Annotated in this window: 22 protein-coding genes; 9 read left to right on the top strand and 13 right to left on the bottom strand. The window is 70.5% G+C overall.

Features of this window, described 5'->3' with window-relative positions; translation table 11 throughout:
* Positions 1–12 precede the first annotated feature (12 nt).
* From AC1DWJ_RS16325 to AC1DWJ_RS16310, 4 genes are all read right to left on the bottom strand, one after another.
* Positions 13–582: a GNAT family N-acetyltransferase gene (locus AC1DWJ_RS16325; RefSeq protein ID WP_477621356.1), complete on the bottom strand. Its 570-nt coding sequence runs from the start codon at positions 580–582 to the stop codon at positions 13–15.
* 2 nt (positions 583–584) lie between these two features.
* The gene (locus AC1DWJ_RS16320; RefSeq protein WP_457252682.1) at positions 585–1,421 is read right to left on the bottom strand and encodes a uracil-DNA glycosylase; all 837 of its coding nucleotides are present in this window, start codon (positions 1,419–1,421) and stop codon (positions 585–587) included.
* 18 nt (positions 1,422–1,439) lie between these two features.
* Positions 1,440–1,880 (bottom strand): hypothetical protein, encoded by a 441-nt coding sequence (locus AC1DWJ_RS16315; RefSeq protein ID WP_477621355.1) that lies wholly within the window; start codon positions 1,878–1,880, stop codon positions 1,440–1,442.
* 131 nt (positions 1,881–2,011) lie between these two features.
* Positions 2,012–2,572 (bottom strand): GNAT family N-acetyltransferase, encoded by a 561-nt coding sequence (locus tag AC1DWJ_RS16310; RefSeq protein ID WP_477621354.1) that lies wholly within the window; start codon positions 2,570–2,572, stop codon positions 2,012–2,014.
* A 79-nt stretch (positions 2,573–2,651) separates the two neighbouring features.
* On the opposite strand from AC1DWJ_RS16310, the gene pcrA reads away from it, so the two are divergent.
* A complete protein-coding gene (pcrA, locus tag AC1DWJ_RS16305) occupies positions 2,652–5,111 on the top strand; it encodes a DNA helicase PcrA (protein WP_477621353.1) in 2,460 nt (819 codons plus the stop codon).
* A gap of 69 nt (positions 5,112–5,180) precedes the next feature.
* Here the strand turns inward: pcrA and AC1DWJ_RS16300 are convergent, their stop codons facing one another.
* Positions 5,181–5,960, bottom strand: a complete 780-nt coding sequence (locus tag AC1DWJ_RS16300) for a M23 family metallopeptidase (RefSeq protein ID WP_477621352.1) — start codon at positions 5,958–5,960, stop codon at positions 5,181–5,183.
* A 124-nt stretch (positions 5,961–6,084) separates the two neighbouring features.
* Positions 6,085–7,068, bottom strand: coding sequence for an alpha/beta fold hydrolase (locus AC1DWJ_RS16295; RefSeq protein ID WP_477621351.1), 984 nt, complete (start codon positions 7,066–7,068; stop codon positions 6,085–6,087).
* Positions 7,069–7,191: 123 nt separating this feature from the next.
* Here AC1DWJ_RS16295 and AC1DWJ_RS16290 point away from each other — a divergent pair, with 123 nt between their 5' ends.
* Complete coding sequence (locus AC1DWJ_RS16290; RefSeq protein ID WP_457252676.1) at positions 7,192–7,593, top strand: cobalamin B12-binding domain-containing protein; 402 nt, start codon at positions 7,192–7,194, stop codon at positions 7,591–7,593.
* 83 nt (positions 7,594–7,676) lie between these two features.
* Here the strand turns inward: AC1DWJ_RS16290 and AC1DWJ_RS16285 are convergent, their stop codons facing one another.
* The gene (locus AC1DWJ_RS16285) at positions 7,677–8,261 is read right to left on the bottom strand and encodes a hypothetical protein (protein WP_477621350.1); all 585 of its coding nucleotides are present in this window, start codon (positions 8,259–8,261) and stop codon (positions 7,677–7,679) included.
* Between the two features lie 153 nt (positions 8,262–8,414).
* On the opposite strand from AC1DWJ_RS16285, the gene AC1DWJ_RS16280 reads away from it, so the two are divergent.
* Positions 8,415–8,786, top strand: coding sequence for a helix-turn-helix domain-containing protein (locus AC1DWJ_RS16280; RefSeq protein WP_457252674.1), 372 nt, complete (start codon positions 8,415–8,417; stop codon positions 8,784–8,786).
* Here the strand turns inward: AC1DWJ_RS16280 and AC1DWJ_RS16275 are convergent.
* The 3 genes from AC1DWJ_RS16275 to AC1DWJ_RS16265 form a co-directional block, all read right to left on the bottom strand.
* Complete coding sequence (locus tag AC1DWJ_RS16275; RefSeq protein ID WP_457252673.1) at positions 8,783–9,385, bottom strand: ClpP family protease; 603 nt, start codon at positions 9,383–9,385, stop codon at positions 8,783–8,785. The two genes, AC1DWJ_RS16280 and AC1DWJ_RS16275, sit on opposite strands and share 4 nt — an antisense overlap.
* Positions 9,382–9,999: a ClpP family protease gene (locus tag AC1DWJ_RS16270; RefSeq protein WP_457252672.1), complete on the bottom strand. Its 618-nt coding sequence runs from the start codon at positions 9,997–9,999 to the stop codon at positions 9,382–9,384. Before AC1DWJ_RS16270 ends, AC1DWJ_RS16275 begins: the two co-directional genes overlap by 4 nt.
* An 85-nt stretch (positions 10,000–10,084) precedes the next feature.
* Complete coding sequence (locus AC1DWJ_RS16265; RefSeq protein ID WP_477621349.1) at positions 10,085–11,992, bottom strand: CocE/NonD family hydrolase; 1,908 nt, start codon at positions 11,990–11,992, stop codon at positions 10,085–10,087.
* Positions 11,993–12,376: 384 nt separating this feature from the next.
* Between AC1DWJ_RS16265 and AC1DWJ_RS16260 the strand changes: the two genes are divergently transcribed.
* Positions 12,377–14,440 carry a M4 family metallopeptidase gene (locus AC1DWJ_RS16260; protein WP_477621348.1) on the top strand — a complete coding sequence of 688 codons (2,064 nt, stop codon included), beginning with the start codon at positions 12,377–12,379 and terminating at the stop codon, positions 14,438–14,440.
* Positions 14,441–14,631: 191 nt separating this feature from the next.
* Positions 14,632–16,182, top strand: a complete 1,551-nt coding sequence (locus tag AC1DWJ_RS16255; RefSeq protein WP_477621347.1) for a M4 family metallopeptidase — start codon at positions 14,632–14,634, stop codon at positions 16,180–16,182.
* Between the two features lie 9 nt (positions 16,183–16,191).
* On the opposite strand, the gene AC1DWJ_RS16250 is transcribed toward AC1DWJ_RS16255, so the two are convergent.
* Positions 16,192–16,554, bottom strand: coding sequence for a hypothetical protein (locus AC1DWJ_RS16250; protein ID WP_477621346.1), 363 nt, complete (start codon positions 16,552–16,554; stop codon positions 16,192–16,194).
* 225 nt (positions 16,555–16,779) lie between these two features.
* Between AC1DWJ_RS16250 and AC1DWJ_RS16245 the strand changes: the two genes are divergently transcribed.
* The 4 genes from AC1DWJ_RS16245 (at position 16,780) to sucD (ending at position 21,040) form a co-directional block, all read left to right on the top strand.
* Entirely contained in the window at positions 16,780–17,751 is a 972-nt protein-coding gene (locus tag AC1DWJ_RS16245) for a threonine dehydratase (protein WP_477621345.1), read from the top strand.
* 60 nt (positions 17,752–17,811) lie between these two features.
* A complete protein-coding gene (locus AC1DWJ_RS16240) occupies positions 17,812–18,816 on the top strand; it encodes a DUF3048 domain-containing protein (RefSeq protein ID WP_477621344.1) in 1,005 nt (334 codons plus the stop codon).
* 126 nt (positions 18,817–18,942) lie between these two features.
* Positions 18,943–20,130 (top strand): ADP-forming succinate--CoA ligase subunit beta, encoded by a 1,188-nt coding sequence (gene sucC / locus AC1DWJ_RS16235; RefSeq protein ID WP_457252665.1) that lies wholly within the window; start codon positions 18,943–18,945, stop codon positions 20,128–20,130.
* A 19-nt stretch (positions 20,131–20,149) separates the two neighbouring features.
* Positions 20,150–21,040: a succinate--CoA ligase subunit alpha gene (sucD, locus tag AC1DWJ_RS16230; RefSeq protein ID WP_477621343.1), complete on the top strand. Its 891-nt coding sequence runs from the start codon at positions 20,150–20,152 to the stop codon at positions 21,038–21,040.
* 78 nt (positions 21,041–21,118) lie between these two features.
* On the opposite strand, the gene AC1DWJ_RS16225 is transcribed toward sucD, so the two are convergent.
* Positions 21,119–22,522, bottom strand: a complete 1,404-nt coding sequence (locus tag AC1DWJ_RS16225; protein ID WP_477621342.1) for a hypothetical protein — start codon at positions 22,520–22,522, stop codon at positions 21,119–21,121.
* Positions 22,515–23,015, bottom strand: a complete 501-nt coding sequence (locus tag AC1DWJ_RS16220; RefSeq protein ID WP_457252662.1) for a SigE family RNA polymerase sigma factor — start codon at positions 23,013–23,015, stop codon at positions 22,515–22,517. The genes AC1DWJ_RS16225 and AC1DWJ_RS16220 overlap by 8 nt, the downstream gene beginning before the upstream one ends.
* Between the last annotated feature and the right edge of the window lie 53 nt (positions 23,016–23,068).

Raw genomic sequence — 23,068 nt, 5'->3', positions numbered from 1 at the left:
CGTCCTGACGGGTCAGGCCCCGGTGGTGATCCAGTAGCGCCGCTTGCCGCGCAGCTCCCCCTCGAACTCCCCGCCGTTCGCTTCGATGGTTCGTGCTGACGCCACGTTGTCGAGGTCGCAGGTCACCAGCAACCTCGGTATGCCGCGTGCGGCGGCCAGCGGGATGACCTGCCGCAGCGCGTCGCCGGCGAAACCCCGGCGACGGGCGCTGGGGCGAACGCCGTAGCCGATGTGCCCTCCCACGCTCGCGAGCATCGGGTGGTCGATGCTGTGGCGCAGCGAGATCGCACCGACGAACTCGTCCGGCTGGTGCGGGTCCGCCATCCACCAGTGCGTGGCAGGGGTCCAGCCCGGCGGACGCTGGCCGCTCTCCTCGGCGTCGCCGACCCGGTTGGCGACCAGGCGGGCGAACTCCGCGGAGTCCGCCAAGCCTTCGCGGGTGAAGACCACCCCCGGGAAGTCGCCTTCGGCCGGCCAGTTCACGATGCCGTCGTGCACCTCCTGGCCGGCGGCCCGGAACTCGTCGGCCGCGGCGAGGAAGGACCGGTGGAACCGCACGTGCGGAGTGGCCAGCAGCACCACGCTCAGTCCTGACCCAGCCGCGCGACAGCGGTGTCGAGCATCGCCTCGGTGAGCTTGCCGGTGAAGGTGTTCTGCTGGCTGACGTGGTAGCTGCCGACGAGCCGGACCGTGCGTCCCTCAGGAGTGGTCAGCACGGCCTCCGCTGCATGCCCGAACCGGGGCTTGGGCCGCGGGACGTCCCAGCCGAGCCGTCGCGCGCTGCCGAGGGCTGCGTCCCAGGCGATCGACCCGAGCGCCAGCATCGACCGCAACCGTGGTGCCGCGAGCTCGAGGTCGCGGTCGAGCCAGTGCGCGCAGGTGGCCTTCTCGACGGTCGTGGGCTTGTTGGCGGGTGGCGCGCAGCGGACCGCCGCGATGATCCGCATCCCTCGGAGCGTCAGTCCGTCGCCGCTGGCGATGGACTGCGGCTGGCTGGCGTACCCGGCACGGTGCAACGCGGCATACAGCCAGTCACCCGAGCGGTCGCCGGTGAACATGCGGCCGGTGCGGTTGGTGCCGTTGGCGGCCGGCGCGAGCCCGACCACGAGCACCTCCGCCTCGGGGTCGCCGAAGCCCGGGCCCGGCCTGCCCCAGTAGGGCTGGTCGGCAAAGGCAGCCCGGCGCCCTTGTGTCGCAACGGTTTCGCGCCACTCGACGAGGCGCGGACACGCGCGGCAGACGGTGATCCGTGCATCGAGCTCGGCGGTGTCGGGTGCCGTGCAGGCCAGCGCATCGACCTGAGCGGCGGTGCGGGCCATCGGGGTGGCCGCCGATGCCGGGTCGCCCGGCCAGCCGCTCCCCGGCGGCACGGGCGACTCGAACCGCTCACCGGTGACGGGGTGCGGGTCGACGTCCGACATCAGCGCGGCACGACGGTCTCAGGCGTTCTCGGTCTTGGGCGCGGCGGCGAGGGCGGCGTTGAGCGCGTCGGCCTGACCGCGGAGCATCAGGCCGAAGGTCAGGGCGAGCCCGTCTCCCTCGACCGACCAGATGGTGAGGGTCGACATGACGCCGCGCTTGTAGTCCACGCGGTCGATGTCCTGGCGCGAGATCGCCGCGGTCACGGTGGACGTGGGTCGCATCGCCTTGTTCTTGCCGAGGCACAGGAAGCGGTCGGACGTCAGGACCGCGAAGCCCTCGGACCGGGCGGCGGCGCGGGCGTTGACCCGCTGGTTCAGCTCCCGGGCTGCTCCGGCGATCCGCCCCTGCTCGGCCGGGACCCCCGTGATGATGGCCTGGACGGCGAGCTGGATCTGCTCGCCCTCGCCCAGCGTGCTCCCGATGGCGTCCTCGACTCGTGCGACCTGCTTGTCACGCATGACACTCCCCTTTGACTGCTTCGATTGTGGCGGGTCAGCGGGGCTCGGCCCCGGTGATCCCGGCAGAGGGTATCGGGACAACACCCCGAAAAGGGGCGAAACGCCACGTCCGGACCTCGGTGGGGGCCAGCTCAGGTCGGCACCCAGTAGCGCCGCGTGCCGTTGCGGGAGTCCTCGTACACGCCGCCGTTGGACTCGATGGCCCGACGGGACCCTTCGTTGGACTCGAGGCAGGTCACCAGGACGCGGTCGAGCCCGAGGTCCTGCCGCGCCACGGGGAGGGCCAGCCGCAACGCCGCGGTGGCGTGGCCGCGCCGTCGCGCGGACGGGCGGATGCTGTAGCCGATGTGGCCGCCCTCGCGCAGCAGGAACGGGGTCAGCTCGTGACGCAGGGCCAGCGAGCCGACGTAGTCGTCCTCGTCGTCGACGACCCAGAAGAAGTGGCACGCCGTCCACGCCGACCTGCGGGGTGTGTCCTCGTCGCGGGCTGCGACCCGCTGCGCCACGAACCTGGCGAACTCGGCGGGGTCGGCCAGGCCCGCGCGGGTGAACGCGTAGCCGGCGTATCCCGGCTCGGCCGGCTGCTCGAGGTCGCCATCACCGTCGCGCTGCTCCCCGGACCGGGCCCACTCGTCCGACGCGGCCAGGTAGCCGGCCTGGTAGCGGACGTGGGGGTCGACGAGCCGGGTCATGCCCTGACGCTAGCCCGGGTGCCCACCGCCCTCCACGGGATATGGGGCTGTCGCCCGCGGCACGTAGGCTGGGACCAACATGAGCACGCTCTTCGACGACCTTGCGCCCTTCGACAAGCACCGTCCCTCTGATCCGAGTTCCGGCCCACGGCCGAGCGCTGCGGCGGCTCGCGCGACCGCCGTCGACGACCGTGGGGTGCCCACGTGGGCCCAGGCGGCAGCGGAGGGGCGCGGCCCCGATGACGGCGACTCGCACAGGGCCGACCCGGAGACCCTGCTCGAGGGACTCAACCCGCAGCAGCGCGAGGCGGTCCTGCACGAAGGCGGCCCGCTCCTCATCGTCGCCGGAGCCGGCTCGGGCAAGACCCGCGTCCTCACCAACCGGATCGCCTACCTGCTGGCCGCCCGGGGGGTCCAGCCCGGCCAGGTGCTGGCGATCACCTTCACCAACAAGGCCGCGGCCGAGATGCGCGAGCGCGTCGCCGCCCTCGTGGGGCCGCGGGCCAAGGCGATGTGGGTCATGACGTTCCACTCGGCGTGCGTGCGCATCCTGCGCCGAGAGGCCGCCAAGGTCGGGCTCAAGTCGACCTTCTCGATCTACGACGCCGCCGACAGCCAGCGGCTCATGGCGATGGTCATGCGTGACCTCGACCTCGACCCGAAGCGCTACCCGCCCCGCTCGTTCAGCCACCAGGTCTCCAACCTCAAGAACGAGCTGGTCGACGAGGAGACCTTCGCCTCGCGGGTCGGGGAGGGCACCCACCAGGAGCGGATGCTCGCCGAGGCCTACACCGGCTACCAGCGCCGGCTGCGCCAGGCCAACGCCCTCGACTTCGACGACCTCATCATGACGACGGTCAACATCCTCCAGGCCTTCCCCGACGTCGCCGAGCACTACCGGCGGCGGTTCCGCCACGTACTGGTCGACGAGTACCAGGACACCAACCACGCCCAGTACCAGCTCGTGCGCGAGCTGGTGGGTGGTGCCGCGGGCAGCCCCGGTATGCCGGTCGGCGACGGACCCGTGGTCGAGCCGGCCGAGCTCGTGGTGGTCGGCGACGCCGACCAGTCGATCTATGCCTTCCGTGGCGCGACGATCCGCAACATCGTGGAGTTCGAGGAGGACTACCCGACGGCGCGGACCATCCTGCTCGAGCAGAACTACCGCTCCACCCAGACCATCCTGCAGGCCGCGAACGCGGTCATCGCCAAGAACCCCGAGCGCCGCAAGAAGAACCTCTGGACCGACAGCGGCAACGGCGCGGCGATCATCGGCTACGTCGGCGACAACGAGCACGATGAGGCCGCCTTCGTCGCCAAGACGATCGACGAGCTCGGTGACTCCGCCGGGGTGAAGCCCAAGGACGTCGCGGTGTTCTACCGCACCAACGCCCAGTCGCGCGCGCTCGAAGAGGTCTTCGTGCGGGTCGGCCTGCCCTACAAGGTGGTCGGCGGCACGCGGTTCTACGAGCGCCGTGAGGTCAAGGACGCGCTCGCCTACCTGCGCGTCATCTCCAACCCCACCGACACGGTCAACCTGCGGCGCATCCTCAACACGCCCAAGCGCGGCATCGGCGACCGCGCCGAGGCCTGCGTGGCGGCCCTCGCCGAGCGGGAGCGCATCCCGTTCATCGCGGCCCTCGGTCGACCCGAGGACGCGCCCGGCATCGCCACCCGTTCGGTCGCGGCGATCAAGGGCTTCACCGGGCTGCTCGAGCAGCTGGGCCAGATCCACGCCGACGACGAGCAGGGAGTCGGTGCACTGCTCGAGGCCGTGATCGACAAGTCGGGCTACCTCGCCGAGCTGCGGGCCAGCCACGACCCGCAGGACGAGACCCGCGTCGAGAACCTCGCCGAGCTCGTCGCCGTGGCCCAGGAGTTCGACGAGACGCGCGCCTCCACGGGCGAGGTGGCCTCGCTCGAGGACTTCCTCGAGCAGGTCTCACTCGTGGCCGACGCCGACGAGATCCCCGACTCCGAGGAGGCCGAGGACCTCGGAGTGGTCACCCTGATGACCCTCCACACCGCCAAGGGCCTGGAGTTCCCCGTCGTCTTCCTCACCGGCATGGAGGACGGCACGTTCCCGCACCTGCGCGCGCTGGGCGACCCCAAGGAGCTCGAGGAGGAGCGTCGGCTCGCCTACGTCGGGATCACCCGCGCCCGCGAGCGGCTCCACCTGTCGCGGGCCGCGGTCCGTTCGGCGTGGGGTGCCCCGCAGTACAACCCCGCCAGCCGCTTCCTCGACGAGATCCCGCCCGAGCTGGTCGAGTGGCAGCGGGCCGAGGCGGCCACCACCACGCGCCGCCCCGGACTGCCCGCGGTCGCGACCCTGGCGGCGCGTCCCGGGGTGCGTTCACCCGGCAACCGCCCGCTGATCGCGCTCCACCCGGGCGACAAGGTCACCCACGACAGCTACGGCATGGGCACCGTCGTGAAGACCGAGGGCGAGGGCGACAAGACGCAGGCCCACGTCGACTTCGGTGGCGACACCGGCGTCAAGCGGTTCCTGCTCCGCTACGCCCCGCTCGAGAAGCTCTGACGCGGCATACCGAAAGGCGCCCCGGAGGGCGCCTGGTGTGGAGCGGGTGGGTGTGGTGGTGCGGGTCGGCTACTGCAGGCCGTGGTTGTGCAGCCACGGGGCGGGGTCGATCGCCGCGCCGCCGTCGGGGTGGATCTCGAGGTGCAGGTGGGGCCCGGTCGAGTGGCCGGTGTTGCCGGAGAGCCCGACCAGGTCGCCGGGGGCCAGCTCCTGGCCGACCACGACGTCGATCTGGCTCATGTGGCCGTACACGGAGACCGTGCCGTCCCAGTACTCGATCTCGACCTTGTTGCCGTAGCCGCCCTCGACGCCGGCGAAGATCACCGTGCCGGTCGACATCGACCCGATGCGGGTGCCGACGGGGGTGGCGAAGTCGTTGCCCTCGTGCATGCGGCCCCAGCGCCACCCGAAGCCGGAGGTGAAGGTCGCGCCCTTGATCGGGAGCAGCCACTTCTCGCGGGCCTTGCGGTCGGCCTCGGCCTTCTTGAGCGCTGCGGCCAGCGCACGCTTCTTCGCAACCGTCTTGCGCTCGGCGGTGCGGGCGATGCGGGCCGCCTCCAGGACGCGAGCCTGTGCGGCGGTGGCCTGCACCTCGCGCTGCTGGGACGCCTCGATCCGCTCGTACCGTGCGTTCGCCGCGTCGGTCGCCTTCGCCTTGGCCGTGGCCCCCGTGAGGTCGAAGTACGCCGGTGACGACTCTGCGACGGTTGCCCCCGTGGCCGTCACGACCAGTGCCGCCGCGGCAGCGCTCGGAAGGAGGTAGCCGCTCTTGGCGAAGCGGACACCTCTTCGAGGCGCACGGTGACGGCCCGGGGCGCGGTGACGGCCCGAGTAGGAAGCGTTGCTCACAGAATGAAAACCTTGCGTGCGGGGGGACACGGAAGCACAGAGGTTAGCGTGATCACTTCGTTATCCAAAATCGTTCCGGTGATTTTGCTGCGCGTTTCGCGCCGAAAGGCCCGAACGGCTGACCTCACGGCGTCCGTCGCCGCAGCTCGGTGACGCCCGGCGTCAGGGTGTGGCCCTCGGAGTCGAGGTGGGCCAGCGTGCTGGAGATGCCGTGCACGACGCTGCCGATGATGGGCAGCGACATGTGCCCCACGCCGTGCAGGTCAATGTTGCGGGCCTGGAGGTCAGGGTGGGTGAGCGCGGCGTTGCGTTGCGGGAACACCATCTGGTCGAGGTCGGACCAGTAGACGACGAACCGGGTGCGGCAGTCCGGCACCGGCTGGTCGAGCTCGCGCATCAGCCCGCTGCCGGGCCGCAGCTGACGGGTCAGCTGGTTGTGCCACCCGTATGCCGTGTAGGTGCCCTGGTGGGGCGTGCCCAGCGTCACCAGGGTGTGGACCCGCTCGTCACCACCGAGCCGGGTCACGTAGTAGCGCGCGATCAGCCCACCCATCGAGTGGCCCACGACGTGGATCCGCTCGTAGCCGGTCTCGGCGACGAGGGCCTCGACCTCCTCGGCGAGCTGGGCGGCGGCGACCCGGACGTCCGCCGTGAAGGGCGAGTAGTTCATGCTCGTGACGCGACCGAAGCCGCGTCGGCGCAGGCCCAGGCGCAGCAGCGTGAAGATCGACCGGTTGTCGACCATGCCGTGCACCAGCAGGATCGGGGTGCCCGCGGCCTCGACGTCGGAGATCAGGAGCCCGCGCTGGATGGGCGGCAGGTGCTCGACGCGGAAGCCGAGCTGGCTGTCGCTGCCGTGCCGTCCGATCAGGCCCCACGGGTAGAGCGCGAGGTGCGTGGTCACCCAGGCTGCCTCGACGGCTGCCCCGAGGGCCCCGGTCGGGGTGGCCAGCGCCTTGGCGGCCCCGCCGACGATGTCGCCGGCCAGGACGGTCGCCGTCCGCACCCCGCGAGTGGCTCGGGCGAGCGGGCCCGGGCGTGCCTCGTCACCCGACGGGCGCCGCTTCGCTGCGGCAGGTCGGCGAGGGCGCGGGACGCTCTGCGACATCCCACTGAACCTAGTGGGTGAAACGACCACTTTCGAGCGTTGTGGCCCAACTGACACGCGTGTCCGGGTGGTGTGCGCCACCCGGAGAACCTGACTGACCTCCGGAGTGGCTAGTCTGCGGCCATGACTGACTCTCCTCTGCGCGTCGTCGTGGCCAAGCCCGGACTCGACGGCCATGATCGTGGCGCGAAGGTGGTGGCCCGGGCCCTGCGTGACGCAGGCATGGAGGTCGTCTACACCGGCCTGCACCAGACGCCCGAGCAGATCGTGGAGGCCGCGATCCAGGAGGACGCCGACCTCGTCGGGCTGTCGGTGCTGTCCGGCGCGCACATGACGCTCTTCGCCAAGGTGATGGAGCTGCTGAAGGAGCGGGACGCCACCGACATCGTGGTCTTCGGCGGCGGGATCATCCCCGAGGCCGACATCCCGGAGCTGGAGAAGATCGGGGTGGCCAAGGTCTTCACGCCCGGAGCCACGACCACCGACATCGTCGCATGGGTGCGCGGCGCCGTCCGACCGGAGTAGCTCCGCCCCGCGGGGCGGACCCAGCGCGACGAGGAGAGGGACCGGGCTGCTGCCCGGTCCCTCTCCTCGTCCAGTCGTCGTGGCTACCGCAGGGCTCCGTACTTCCGGACGATCGCGCTGCGCGCCCACTTCTGTCCCAGTCCCCAGGTGTCTCCGGCGAGCACGAGGGCCAGGACCACGACGCTGACAGCGCCGATGACGTGGTCGTCGATGACCGGGTTGTTCTCCAGCGGCAGCGAGGCCGCCCACATCAGCGCGTACATCAGGGCGCCAGCGGCTGCGGCGATCCGCATCCCGATGCCCAGGGTCAGGGCGGCTCCGATTCCGAGCAGGCCGGCCATGAACAGCCAGTCCGCCACGGGTGAGCCGGCCATGCCGTTGAAGAAGCCCTTGAACGGGTTGTCGGCGGGGACGCCGAACTTCAGGAAGCCGGTCGTGGGGCTGCCGCCGTTGATCCAGGCAGCTGGCCCGAAGCGGTCCGCAACACCGGTCTCATCGTTCATCCCGGTGTGGAAGCCCAGGGCGAACAGCTTGTCGACGAAGGCCCACAGGAAGGTGAGGCCGAAGGCGACCCGCAGCACCGCAAGCCCTCGGCGGGCCATGGAGTGGGTCACCACGTCATGCTCTACGAGCACGTCGAGCTGGGGGTGGCGCTGGATCGTGGTCATGGCAGTTGCCTCCTTGAGTGGGCCGGTCGGCCCGGTTGTCTGCACCTCCATGCTCGATCCCGTGTGGTGGCCGTGACAGGGCCCTTGGTCCTGCCGTTATGCCGTCGGCGAACCCGCCTTCCTCCGGTGCCGAGACGCGCCTAGCGTGAGCCCATGAGCACCGCGCCGACCCTGCGACTGGTGTCCCACCCGAGCCCCGACCCGACTCCTGCCGACGCGCGCCATACCGAAGTCCTTCACCCCGAACCCCTGTGGCGTGAGGTCGTGGGCGCGCGACTGCGGCACCTGAGGCGCCGGCGTGGCCTGACCCTGGTCGAGGCCGCTGCCCTCGCCGGGATCTCACCGCAGTACCTCTCCGAGGTCGAGCGCGGCCGCAAGGACCCGTCGTCCGAGGTGCTCGCGGCGATCACCGGCGCCCTCGGCGAGCCGCTCGTCGAGGTCACCCACCTCGCCACGCTCGACCTGCGCCGCCAGCACAGTGGGCTGGCGGCGCCCCCTCCCGGCGAGATCCGGCTCTCGGCCTAGGCCTCGACCGGCGACCGGTAGGACACCAGCCGGTCGACCAGTCCGTACTCCACCGCCGCCTCGGGCGTGAAGATCCGGTCCCGGTCGGTGTCACGGCGCAGCGTCTCCAGCGGTTGCCCGGTGTGGTGGGAGAGCACCCGCTCCGCCTCCGCGCGCAACCTGATCACCTCGTCCGCCTCGAGGATGAGGTCGGGTATGGCGCCCTGGCTGCGGGCCGAGGGCTGGTGCAGCAACACGCGTGCGTGGGGCAGGATGCTGCGCTTTCCCGGGGCTCCGGCGGCGAGCAGGATCGCGGCGGTGGAGCAGGCCTGGCCGATGCAGGTCGTGGCGATCGGCGCCCGGACGAACTCCATCGCGTCGTAGACCGCGAAGGTCGCCGTGAGGGAACCACCGGGGGAGTTGATGTAGAGGTCGATGGGCTGTTCGGCGTCCTCGGACTCGAGGTGCAGGATCTGGGCGATCAGCGCGTTGGACACCCCGTCGTCGATCTCGGTGCCGAGGTAGACGATCCGCTCACTGAGCAGGTGGCTGTAGACGTCCATCACCCGGTCACCCCGGGGATGGGTGCGGATGACGTTCGGGATCGTGTAGGTGCTCATTGCGCGCTCCCGAGTCCGGTGCGGGCGACCCGTCTGGGTCGGATGCTGTCGAGCGAGTCGAGGATGCCGTCGACGAAGCCGTAGTCCAGCGCCTGCTCTGCGGAGTACCAGCGGTCGCGCGCGGAGTCCTCGCGGATCCGCTCGATCGGCTGGCCGGTGTACTCGGCGATCAGCCCGAGCACGGTCTCGACGGTGTGGCGCAGGTCGTCGGCCTGCAGCTCGATGTCGACGGCCGTGCCGCCGATGCCGGCCGACCCCTGGTGCATGAGGATGCGGGAGTGCCGCAGGGCGTAGCGCTTGCCGTGCGTCCCCGCTGTGAGGAGGAACTGGCCGGCGCTGCACGCGAGGCCGAGCGCGAGGGTCGACACGTCGTTGGGGATCAGCCGGATCGCGTCGTGGATCGCGAGCATGGCCGGCACGGAGCCACCGGGGGAGTTGATCCAGAGGCTGATGTCGGCCCGCGGGTCCTCGGCGGACAGCAGGAAGAGCTGCGAGCAGAGGCGGGTGCCGCCGTGGTCGTCGAGCTCGCCGTCGAGGACGATGATGCGCTGCTCGAGCAGCCGGGTGGTGAGGTGGTCGGACGGGGCGAGTGGGGAGCTGGTGGATTCGCGCATGGAGCCACCGTGGGACCGGCGGTCCCACGGTGGCCAGCGCTTGCTGCTGTGAGCAGAACCCCTACGGCACGGACCCCCTGCCCGCCTACGGCACGACCGGAATGCTGAGGGTTGCCGGCGCAGTGGGTGACGCGCGGACGGTGACGGGCTGCACGGCATACGCGTTCTTGTAGGCGGCGTCGGTGCTGGCGAGGACGAGCCGCAGGCGGTGCCCGGCCTCGACCCGGTGCACGATGGCCGGGAGCTCGATGTGCACCGGCTGGGTGACGTCGGCGACGCGCACCGGGCTGATCAGCTTGTGCACCAAGGTGATCGAGCCGTCAGGCGCCACGTCGTACAGCTTCGCGAAGACCTGGAGCTGACCACTGGGACCCGCAGCCTGGGTCAGCGCAACAGTGGGCGACTCGAACCGGACGTCGAGCGTCGGGGCCCCCACGACGGTGAGCGGCTTGGTCAGCGCGGGTGTCGACCAGGCCCCGAACGTGCCGGGGCTGTCGAACGGGACGGTCAGGCCGTCGGGAAGGGCCACCTGCCCCTCGAGCCCGGACACCTCGGTGTAGGACGCGGGCGCTCCCAGTCCGGGGTTGGCCCAGGACGTCGACCCGGGCAGGACCGCCGACCGCGACGAGACGAGCTGGTCGGCTGCGGACAGGTACCAGCTGGCGCGGGTGCCGACGGGGTAGCTGCCGGCGCTGGCGTAGGCCGGGGCAGCGGTGCCGGTGTAGGGGACCCAGTCGCGGAAGTACGAGAAGCCGGGGCCGGTGCCGACCGACGACCCCTTGAGGTAGTGGTCGAACCAGTTCTTGATGCGCAGGCCGAGGTAGGTGTCCTCGATGTGCTCGCCGGTCAGGTCGAGCTCGCCGGGGGCCGCGCCGCTGTTGGCGCCGGTCCCGCCGGAGTGCCCCCACGACTGCCACGCCATCGTCACCGGGACGCCACGAGCCTTGAGCGACCGGTAGGTGGCGGTGGCCTCCTGGAGGTTGAACAACGTGTCGTTCTCGCCCTGGATGAGGAAGGTCGGCACCTTCACCTTGTCGATGTAGTGGGCCACGGACACGCGGTCGGTCAGCGCGGTGGTCGACGCCGTCGGGTAGCCGAGCGTGTCGAGCGTTGCCTTCGCGCGACAGGCCTCCAGCACGAAGTTGGGGCACCCGACGTTGCGGGCCGGGTCGATGGCTGCGCCCTGGAGGCCGTCGAGGATGCCGACGCCGAAGAACAGCCCGGCCCACCCGATCTTCTCCGTGCCGGGGTTGGAGCCCGCGTAGGTGACGCCGCTCGTGAAGCTGGTGTTGTTGGGCGCAAGTGAGTAGCGCAGATCGTTCCAGGTGATCAGGGGGACGAGCGTGTCGACTCGGGGATCCGTTGCGGCAGTGGCGAACTGGATCTGGCCACCGTACGAGCCGCCGATCATCCCCAGGCGCGGGTCGTGCGTCGCGGCGTTGTCGAGGACCGTGAAGTCGACCGCCACCGTCCCGGCTCCACCGGTCTGCCCGCCCACCGTCGAGGAGGTGTATGCCGCGGAGCCGGCTGCGCCGAGGAAGCTCACCAAGGAGGTCGCGGCCACACCGTCGACGCCCGGGTCGTCGAGCGAGATCTTGCACCCGCTGTCGGGGAAACCGAGGCCGGTGTAGGACAGCACCGCGTAGCCGCGCTTGGCGAACGCTGCGCCCAGCCCGGCCTGGTCGGCCTTGCTGCCGCCGAAGCCGTTGGTCGTGAGGATCGCCGGCACCCTGGCGACGCGGCTCGCCGAGTGCGGCTTGTAGAGGTCGGCGTCGATGGTGCAGGTCTGCGGCTGGCCGAGGTCGTTCTTGCCGGCCGGCACCGTGAAGGTCAAGCCGGAGTAGGTGTCCACGCTGTCGAGCGGAGCGGCTGCCGTCAGCCTGGCCGGCGTTGCTGACGCGGCGGACGCCTCGGTGGCGACGAGTGGCAGGGCCAGGGCGGCGACCGCGAGGGCGGCGACGGGCCAGGGCTGGGACGAGGTGCGGCGCGACATCGAGCCTCCACGGTGGCGGGCGGGCCGGGGTGGCGCCGCTGCAGTGGGCTGACAACGACGCGGGAGGCCCTGCGGTTACGGTCGGCGACGGTGTCCGAATGGTGAGTTCTTGGGTCCAGCGGCTGGACGGACAGGAGAGCGCGGCGGCGCGGCGATGACGCGATCTTGGGCAACAGCAGAAGAAAGACCGTTGTGGAACGTGACATTTCGCAGGTTCCCACGCATTTGGTCAAGTCTTCGCAAGAAACATTGACCCGCGCTTCGAGCGACAGGTTAGGTCAGCACGGCGCGAAGCCCACGGCAACCCTGTGCCGCCCCTGGAGGGGGATCCCGCCGCCCCTCGTGCAGGAAACCAAACCTGCGCATGTCCGAGAAGAGGATTTCGTGATCCGACTGTCTACCGGCGCCGCACTGGGCGTCGCAGTCGCCGCGGCCGTGGCCACTCCACTGTCAGCTGCATCAGCCTCCCCCCAGTCCGCGCCGACCCAGGCCTCGACCAGCGTCTCCGCCGCACAGGCGAATGCCGACAAGGACCATGCGGCGCTCGGCCTGTCCAAGGACGAAAAGCTGGTGGTGCGCAACGTCCTCACCGACGCCGACGGCACGCAGCACGTCCGCTACAACCGCACCTTCAAGGGCCTGCGCGTCGTGGGTGGCGACCTCGTCGTCGAGAAGTCCAAGGCGGGAGCGACCAAGGAGGTCCTCTACAACGCCAGTGGCAAGGTCGCTGTCACGTCGACCACTCCGTCGGTGACGAAGGCCAAGGCCCTGTCCGAGGGCAGGTCCGCCGGCAAGCAGACGCAGTCCCCGACCGGCGAGCTGGTCGTCTGGGCCGGTGGCGCGAAGCCCGTCCTCGCATACGACGTGCTGGTGAAGAGCGTGCGGGCCGACCAGGTGCCCTCGCGGCTGCACACCCTCGTCGACGCCACGTCCGGTGCCACGCTCATCAGCTACGACGAGGTGCAGACCGGCACTGGCGACGGCATCTTCTACAACGCCACGCTCGAGACCAAGGCGCACACCGGCGGTGGCTACGAGCTCACTGACACCCATGGCAACAACACTCGCGACGCCCACAACCAGGGCGACCCCAACACCGGAGTCGGCCCGGCCGGTGACCTCTTCCTCGACTCGGACGACATCTGGGGCAACGGCGCCGTCTCGGACCGCGCTTCAGCCGCCGTGGACGCCCACTACGGGGCCACCACGACCTTCAACTACTACAAGAACATCCTGGGCCGCAACGGGATCTGGAACGACGGCCGCGGCGCCCCGTCTCGGGTCCACTTCGCCAACGCGATGGAGAACGCCTTCTGGGACGGCACGCAGATGTCCTACGGCGACGGGGCCGGCAACGCCGCCCCGCTGACCGAGATCGACGTGGCCGGCCACGAGATGTCCCACGGCGTCACCGAGAACACCGCCGGACTCGTCTACAGCGGCGACGCAGGCGGCCTCAACGAAGCGACGTCGGACATCTTCGGCACCGCCGTCGAGTTCTACGCCAACAACCCGAGCGACCCCGGCGACTACAACATCGGTGAGGAGATCGACATCAACGGCAACGGGACGCCGTTGCGCTACATGGACAAGCCCAGCAAGGACGGCGCGTCCAAGGACTGCTGGTCCTCGACCCTCGGTCAGCTCAACCCGCACTACTCCTCGGGACCGCTCAACCACTGGTTCTACCTCGCCTCCGAGGGCAGCGGCGCCAAGACCATCAACGGCGTCAGCTACAACAGCCCGGTCTGCGGCACCGCCGCAGCCGTGACGGGCGCGGGTCGCGCCAACATCGAGAAGGTCTGGTACCGCACGCTCTCGACCAAGCTCACCAGCAACAGCAACTACGCCGCCGCGCGCAACGGGGCGATCAACTCCGCCATCGAGCTCTACGGGGCGACCAGCCAGACCTGCAAGTCGGTCGAGGCGGCCTTCACCGCCATCGCCGTCCCGGCTGGCTCGGCCACCTGTGGCATCACCCCTCCGCCCACCGGCAACCTGCTGCTCAACCCGGGCTTCGAGTCCGGTGCGGTGAGCTGGACCGGCACCGCGGGTCCGATCACCAACAACACCGGCCGCCCGGCTCGTACCGGCAGCTGGAAGGCCTGGCTCGGTGGCAACGGCACGACCTCGACCGAGACGGTGCAGCAGAGCGTGGCGATCCCGTCGACCGTCACCGCCGCGACCCTGTCGTTCTGGCTCCGCACCGACACCGCTGAGTCCGGCAGCACGGCATACGACACGATGAAGGTGCAGATGGTCGACGGCGCGACGACGACCACCCTGGCCACCTACTCCAACGTGGGCACCAACGCGACGTACACGCAGAAGTCGTTCAACGTCACGGCCTACAAGGGCAAGACGATCACGGTGAAGTTCCTCATGAACGAGGACTCCTCCCTGCAGACGTCGTTCGTCGTCGACGACACCGCCCTGGCGACGAGCTAGTCCCCGGCCGAACCGGGCCGGCGCTCCCCCTGAGCGCCGGCCCGGTTCCTTCGCTGCGGCCCCTCAACGGGTGGCGGTGGGTCCGGCACCTCCAGGCCTGCACCCGCCGCCACCACTGCAGGACAGCACCGCCCCGGCGCTGCCTCCCCCGGCGCAGGTCCGCACCATGCACGTCCCACGAAGGAGATCACGTGAAGAAGCTCTCAGCAGGTTTCGCATTCGGCATCGCGGTGGCCACCGCCGTCGCCGCCCCGATCGCCGTGGCCCAAGCCGCTCCGGCTGCCGACGCACACCGGTCGTCGGCCGTGACGGCCGAGCAGTCGAAGGTGGCCGACGCCGCCCGCGCGCTCGGACTGGGGTCCGGCCAGCGGTTGCAGGTCAAGAGCGTGGTGACGGATGCCGATGGCACCAGGCACGTGCGCTACGAACGCACCTTCCAGGGCCTCAAGGTCATCGGTGGCGACCTGGTCGTCGAGCGCAGCCCTGCCGGGTCGACGAAGTCGGTCCGCTGGAACGCCACGAAGGCCATCGAGGTCTCTACGTCGCCGAAGCTCACGGTGGGGCAGGCGCGCACTGCGGCGAAGGCCGACAGCCGTGCAGCGTCGGGCCTGGTCGTCTACGCGGGTGAGACCGGCCCACGCCTGGCCTACGACGTCCTCACCGTGGGGACGAAGGCAGACCAGACCCCCAGCCGGCTGCACACCGTGGTCGACGCGTCGACCGGCTCCACGCTCGACTCGTGGGACGAGGTCGTCGAGGGCACCGGCGACTCGATGTACTCCGGCACCGTGACGATCGGGACGACGCTGTCCTCCGGCAGCTACCAGCTCAAGGACACGGTCGGAAACTTCACCACTGACCTCCTCGGCGCCACCTCGGGCAACGGCACTCTGTTCACGGATGCCGACGACCAGTGGGGCAGTGGCACCATCAGCTCGCGCCAGACCGCCGGGGTCGACGCGCAGTACGGCGCGGAGAAGACCTTCGACTACTACCAGAACGTGCAGGGGCGCAACGGTATCTGGGACACCGGAGTGGGTGCCCGCAGTCGCGTCCACTACGGCAACGCCTACAACAACGCCTTCTGGGACGGCACCCAGATGACCTACGGTGACGGCGCCAACAACGCCAAGCCGCTCACGGCCATCGACGTGGCGGGTCACGAGATGAGCCACGGCGTCACCGAGAACACCGCCGGTCTCGCGTACCGCGGAGACGCCGGTGGGCTCAACGAGGCGACCTCGGACATCTTCGGCACCGCGGTGGAGTTCTACGCCGGCTCGGCCGCCGACCCGGGTGACTACCTGATCGGCGAGAAGATCGACATCCGTGGCAACGGCACCCCGCTGCGCTACATGGACCAGCCGAGCAAGGACGGTGCCTCCAGGGACTGCTGGAGCAGCACCCTGAAGAACCTGGACCCGCACTACTCGTCGGGCCCGCTCAACCACTGGTTCTTCCTCGCCTCCGAGGGCAGTGGAGCCCGCACGGTCGGCGGTGTCACCTACAACAGCCCGACCTGCAACGGCGCGACGATGAACGGTGCCGGACGGCAGAACATCGAAAAGGTCTGGTACCGCACGCTGTCCACCAAGCTCACCTCGCGCAGCGACTACAAGGCCGCTCGCGAAGGGGCCATCACCTCCGCCAAGGAGCTGTATGGCGCCGGGTCGCCGACGTGCGTCGCGGTCAAGAGCGCGTTCGACGCGATCGCGGTGCCGGCGGGTTCGGCCACCTGCTGATCGCGTCCCTCAGGTGCAGAGCTTGCGGTTGGCGGCCGGTCCCGTCACGTCGGCCAGGACCTGGTTGACGACCGGCTCCGCCGTGGCGATGCGGGCGTCGGTGACGGAGAGCAGTCCGGTGCCGGCCCCGAACACCACGGCCATCGAGTCGGACTGGTTGCTGGGTGGCGCAGTCGGCTGGTCGGTGTCGTGAACCTGGAGCGCCGCCTCGTTGAGGAGGGCGAGGCTCGTCTGGTCGAGGTCGCAGCTGACCTGACCCTGCTTGGTCGCGGCCAGCACGTGTCCGTCGGCGTCGATCGAGATGGTGTCGCGGAAGCCGGCGATGCCACCTGTCCGCTGGATGGTGAGCGGGAAGCTGGCCTGCTTCGTCATGGTCGTCGAAGGAGCCTGCGGGATCGAAGGATCCGTTGTGCCGCAAGCCGACAGCGTTCCCACGACGAGAACGGCGAGCAGTGGCGACAGTGAGGGTCTGGACATATCGCCCATCCTGCCGTGCCTGCCGGTCCCGTGCAGATCTGGCACCGTGGGAGGTGGTGGCCCCGTCCCTCGCGGTGACGTCCTCCCCTCCGTCCCACTCACTCAGGCAGACTGCAGGGCATGTCGTTCACGCGTGCCCAGCTCGATGCCGCGACGTCCGTCGTGCGTCGCCACTTCCCGGCCACGCCACAGCTCGAGTGGCCCTTGCTCAGCGAGCAGGTCGGCGCGCAGGTGTGGGTGAAGCACGAGAACCACACGCCCACCGGGGCGTTCAAGGTGCGGGGTGGCCTGGTCTACGCCGACCGGGCCAACCGTGAACGACCCGAGGTCAAGGGCTTCGTGTCCGCCACCCGCGGCAACCACGGACAGTCGCTGGCGTATGCCGGCCGGGCAGCCGGGCTGCGCGTCGTCATCGTCGTGCCGGAGGGCAACAGCCCCGACAAGAACGCCGCGATGCAGGGCTTCGGCGCGGAGCTGGTGGTGCACGGTCGCGACTACCAGGAGGCCCGCGAGCACGCCATGGGTCTGGAGGCCGAGCTCGGGCTGGAGGCCGTGCCGCCGTACCACCCCGACCTGGTCGTCGGCGTCGGCACCTACGCCCTCGAGCTGTTCGACGCGGCCGGGCCGCTCGACACGGTCTACGTGCCGGTCGGGATGGGTTCGGGGATCTGCGGGCTGATCGGGGTGCGCGACCTGCTCGGGTTGTCGACCGAGGTGGTGGGCGTCGTGTCCGACCGGGCGCCCGCCACCGCCCTGTCCTTCGAGGCGGGAGCCGTCGTCACGACGCCCACTGCTGACACGTTCGTCGACGGGGTGGCCTGTCGCGCGCCCGTGCCGGAGGCGGTGGCCGAGATCGTCCGCGGTGCCGCCCGCGTCGTCACGGTCGCGGAGGACGACACCGCCGAGGCGATGCGGGTGCTCCTGCGCACCACCCACCAGCTGCCCGAGCCGGCAGGCGCCGTCGCGCTCGCCGGGCTGCTGTCCGAGCGCGAGCGCCACCGTGGCGGACGCGTCGGTGTGGTCATGAGTGGCGGCAACTGCGACGCCGACCTCCTCGCGTCGGTCCTGGCTGGGCACACTCCGCGCGTCTGATCCGGCGCGTCGGGCGTCGGCACGACGGTTGCCGAGTCGGCGACTCGTATCCTCGAGGCCGTGCCCCGCCACACCGCCACGCCTGTCCTCGCCACCCTGGTCGTGCTCTCCCTCGGCCTCGCGGCCTGTTCGGGAGACAAGCCGTCGGCCGCGCCCACGACGACCGCGACCCCGTCGACCACGACCACCACGGCCGCGCCGACCCCGGCCGGACCCGAGCCCCTCGTCGGCGGCCCGGTGCTCGCCGTCAAGATCGACAACACCCCGGCTGCTCGCCCGCGGATCGGGCTCGATGTCGCCGACGTGGTCTACGTCGAACCGGTCGAGGGTGGTCTCACCCGGTTGCTGGCGGTGTTCAGCCGCACCCAGGCGCCCCAGGTGGGCCCGGTCCGCAGCGGTCGGGAGTCGGATGTCGACCTCGTGGCCAACTACGGGAAGGTCGCACTGGCCTTCTCCGGCTCGTCCAGCTACACCAAGCGCATCCTCGACCGGGGCAAGCAGGTCAACCTCAGCTTCGACCAGAACGGTCGCGGCTACCACCGCGACCACTCCAGGCCGGCCCCCTACAACGTGATCGGCAACCCCAAGGAGCTGCTCGCCAGGGCGGGCGGCAGCGTCAAGCCCGCCGACATCGGGTTCCGCTACGGACCTGCCCCCACCGGCGGCAAGGCGGCCACCTCGGTCGCCGCCCGGTGGCCGTCGTCGCGGGTCACGCTCACCTGGAACGCCACGCGCAAGCAGTACCTCGTCACCACCGATGGCCGTCCCGACGTCAGCCCGAGCGGTCGGCAGTACGGCGCGGGCACCGTCGTGGTCCAGTACGTCGCGACCCACAAGTCCGGGAACCGCGACGTGAACGGCCAGCCCACCCCGGTCGTGGACGTGGTCGGCAGCGGCAAGACGGTCGTCCTCCGCGACGGCAGGTCGTGGCAGGGCCGGTGGTCCCGCAAGGGGGTCACCGCCCCCACCAGCTTCACCGTCGGCGCGCAGCCCCTGACGTTCAACCCCAAGGGCCCGGTGTGGGTCCTCCTCGTCGCGCCCGGACAGAGCCTCACCGTCCGCTGACCCGCACCGCTGGTGGTGAGATTGGTCCCATTGGGCCCACGGGCCCGCACCCGAGGGGGCCGCACGCTCCTGACAGGGCTAGTCTCGGCGTCGAACCAAACCCATCCGTAGACGAGGACGTCAGACGTGGATCTGTTCGAATACCAGGCCCGAGACATGTTCGAGAAGCACGGCGTGCCCGTGCTCGCCGGCGCCATCGCGACCACCCCGGAGCAGGCCCGCGCGGCCGCCGAGGAGATCGGTCCCAAGAGTGGCGGCGTGACCGTCGTGAAGGCCCAGGTCAAGACCGGTGGCCGAGGCAAGGCCGGCGGCGTGAAGGTCGCCAAGACCGCTGACGAGGCGCAGCAGCACGCCGAGGCGATCCTCGGCATGGACATCAAGGGCCACACCGTGGGCACCGTGATGATCGCCCAGGGCGCGCAGATCGCCGAGGAGTACTACTTCTCGGTGCTGCTCGACCGGGCGAACCGCACCTACCTCGCGATGTGCAGCAAGGAGGGCGGGATGGAGATCGAGCAGCTCGCCGTCGAGCGCCCCGAGGCCCTCGCCCGCATCGAGGTCGACCCCAACGTCGGCATCGACGAGGCCAAGGCGCAGGAGATCGTGTCCGCGGCCGGCTTCGACGACGAGACCGGCGCCAAGATCGTGCCGGTCCTGCAGTCCCTGTGGACCGTCTACCGCGACGAGGACGCCACACTGGTGGAGGTCAACCCGCTGGTCAAGACCGAGGCCGGCGACATCGTCGCGCTGGACGGCAAGGTGACGCTCGACGAGAACGCCGGCTTCCGCCACCCCGACCACGAGGCGCTCGAGGACAAGGCCGCGGCCGACCCGCTCGAGGCCGCCGCCAAGGAGAAGGACCTCAACTACGTCAAGCTCGACGGCTCCGTCGGCATCATCGGCAACGGCGCGGGGCTGGTCATGTCCACGCTCGACGTCGTCGCCTACGCCGGTGAGGAGTTCCCGGGCCAGCCGAAGCCGGCCAACTTCCTCGACATCGGCGGTGGCGCCTCGGCCGAGGTCATGAGCAACGGCCTGCACATCATCCTCGGTGACGAGCAGGTGAAGTCGGTGTTCGTGAACGTGTTCGGCGGCATCACCGCCTGTGACGCGGTCGCCAACGGCATCGTCGGCGCGCTCAACAACCTCGGCGACGAGGCCACGAAGCCGCTCGTCGTCCGGCTGGACGGCAACAACGTGGAGGAGGGCCGGCGCATCCTCGCCGAGGCCAACCACCCGCTGGTGACCATCGAAGAGACCATGGACGGCGCGGCCCGCAAGGCCGCCGAGCTGGCTTCGGCCGCGACGAACTGACCGAAGGAACGGCATACCAATGGCTATTTTTCTCGACGAGAACTCCAAGGTCATCGTCCAGGGCATGACCGGCTCCGAGGGCATGAAGCACACGCAGCGCATGCTCACGTCCGGCACCGCCATCGTCGGTGGCGTGAACCCGCGCAAGGCGGGCACCACGGTCGACTTCGACGGCGGCGTCTCCGTGCCGGTCTACGGCACGGTGGCCGAGGCCATCGAGGCGACCGGCGCCAACGTGTCGGTCATCTTCGTGCCGCCGGCGTTCGCGAAGTCCGCCGTGGTCGAGGCGATCGACGCCCAGATCGCGCTCGCGGTCGTCATCACCGAGGGCATCGCGGTCAAGGACTCCGCTGAGTTCTTCAACTACAGCAAGGGCAAGGCCACCCGCATCGTCGGGCCGAACTGCCCCGGCCTGATCAGCCCCGGGAAGTCGAACGCCGGCATCATCCCCGCCAACATCGCGGGCGCCGGTCGGATCGGCCTGGTCTCCAAGTCGGGCACCCTGACCTACCAGATGATGTACGAGCTGCGGGACTTCGGCTTCTCCTCCGCCGTCGGCATCGGTGGCGACCCGATCATCGGAACCACCCACATCGACTGCCTCGAGGCGTTCGAGAAGGACCCGGACACCGACGCGATCGTCATGATCGGTGAGATCGGTGGCGACGCCGAGGAGCGCGCCGCGGCCTACATCAAGGACCACGTGACCAAGCCGGTCGTCGGCTACGTCGCGGGCTTCACCGCTCCCGAGGGCAAGACCATGGGCCACGCCGGCGCCATCGTGTCCGGCTCCGCGGGCACGGCCGCCGCCAAGCAGGAGGCCCTCGAGGCCGCGGGCGTCAAGGTCGGCAAGACGCCGTCCGCGACCGCCGACCTGATGCGCGAGGTCATGCGGGGCCTGCAGAAGTAGCTGCTGCCGCAACGCAGTTCACGACGGCCGTCACCCAGAGGGTGGCGGCCGTCGTGACGCCCCTCGGTATGCCGCGGGCTACTTCTGGCGGGCCAGGGCAAGCAGCCGGTCGAGCTCGGCGAAGCCTTGGTCGGGGCTCTTCGCAGCCGTGATGACCACCGTGCTGACGGCTCCTGGAGTGCGCTGCGCCGTGACCCCGACCCACTCCGAGAGGGTGGGGGACCCGTCGTTGAAGACCGTGTCGAGGCGGAACGTCCCGTCCGTGGGTCCTGCCGTGGACCGCACGGTGTAGTTGGCTCCATCGCAGCCCTTGGCGTACAGCGTCTTGGCCTCCGACAGCCGGGCGCTGACGTAGGCCTTCCGGACCGCGGCGTCGGTGGCGTCGTCGAGCTGGACCCGCTGGCGGCCGAGGTAGCCGGCCGTAGCGGTGCCGGTGCGGACCGACACCACGCCGACCTGACCACCGATGCCGGACTGTTGCTCGTCGGTCTCGCAGCTGACCACCGCGGTCGACCCCTCGAGCGCGCCCGGACCGGCATTCGTCGTCACCCCACCGGTCAGCGCGTCCGAGGCCCACTGCGAGGCGGCGACGAAGAGGGTGGACGACGGCACCGGGTCGGGCCCGGTGACGGTCATCTTCTCGTTGATCGCCTTCGGCCCGCTCGACGTCGAAGGGGGCGTGGACGGGGTCGCGCTCGTGCCGTAACGGGCCAACCGCTCCTTCGCGACCTCCGCCAGGGCGGTCGCCTGGGCGACGGTGAACTGCGACGTCGTCGGGGCGGGGTCGGTGATCTGGAGGACCGCGACGTCGTGCGGCCCCTGGATGACCATCAGCCAGCCGGTGCCGGCGTCGCCCGCCGTGTAGGAGTAGAGCGCCCCGGCGCTCGTGTCATCGAGGGCTTTGACCCGGAAGCCGGGCCCGGCCTGGCAGTCGGAGATGTCGTTGGCGACGCCAGCGGCCGCGGTCTCGGGGTCGGTGCCCTTGCCCAGGGAGAACCGCACCTGTCCGCCGGACGGGCCACCGGCGTCGAGGGTGATGCCTTCCTGCTGCACCTTGGTGCCGGGCTCGGCATCGAGGCACTCCACCGCCTCGAACGGCTTGACCGGGGTGAGGCGCGCGTCGCCCTTGAGGTCGAGGGTCGTGGTCCACTCCTGCAGCAGGGGCAGTGCACCCGGCTGGTCGAGCGAGGACGTCGTGGTGGGCGATGGCGCGGCGGTCGTGGTGCTGCTGCGGTCGGCCGGGATGGGCTTGAGCACGGGATCGCCCCCGAGCTGCGTGTAGCCCACGGTGCCGGCCACGACGACCGCCGCAGCAGCCGCCGCACCTATCGTGAGAAACCTGCGGCGACGACGCGCCATACCCCTGGCCTTGACGAAGCGGACGTCGGCCAGGGGAGTGGCCTCGACGTCGGCGCGCAGCGACGACAGGGCAGCGCGAAGGCGAGCGTCCTCCGCTGCGGTCCATTCGTCGTGCTCAGCCATGGGGGTTCTCCTGGTGCTGCAGGGCCTGCGCGAGCTGCGCCCGGCCCCGGTGCAGGCGCGCCTTGACGGTGCCTGCCGGGGTGTTGGTCTCGTGGGCGATCTGCTCGATGCTCAGGTCGCCGATGTAGTGCATGGTCACGGCCTCGCGGACCGGCTCGGGCAGGGTGCGCAACGCTGCGACCACCGCCACCCGGTCCTCCGTCGGTGGGCCCGTCGTGTCGTGGGCGCCGTGCCGTTCGTAGGCGCGGTCCTGGCTGGTCTTCCTGCGCCAGCCCGAGATCGCGACCCGTCGGGCCACCGTGCGGACCCAGGCGAGCGGGTCGTCATGGGTGCGCACGCTGGACCACTGCTGCCACGCCCGCGCGTAGGCCTCCTGGGTCGAGTCCTGCGCGACGGTGAGGTCACCGGTGAACGCGTACACCAGGTGGACGACGCGGCGGGAGGTGTCGCGGTAGAACGCGTCGAACTCCGCCTCAGCGGACTGCGCGTCCATCCTCACCTCCTGCGTCGGCGCTGTCGCGCCCGTCGGAACCACCATGGCCATCA

The organism is Pedococcus sp. P2_D7 (genome assembly GCF_056404295.1).
This window is presented reverse-complemented; position numbering and strand designations above follow the sequence as displayed.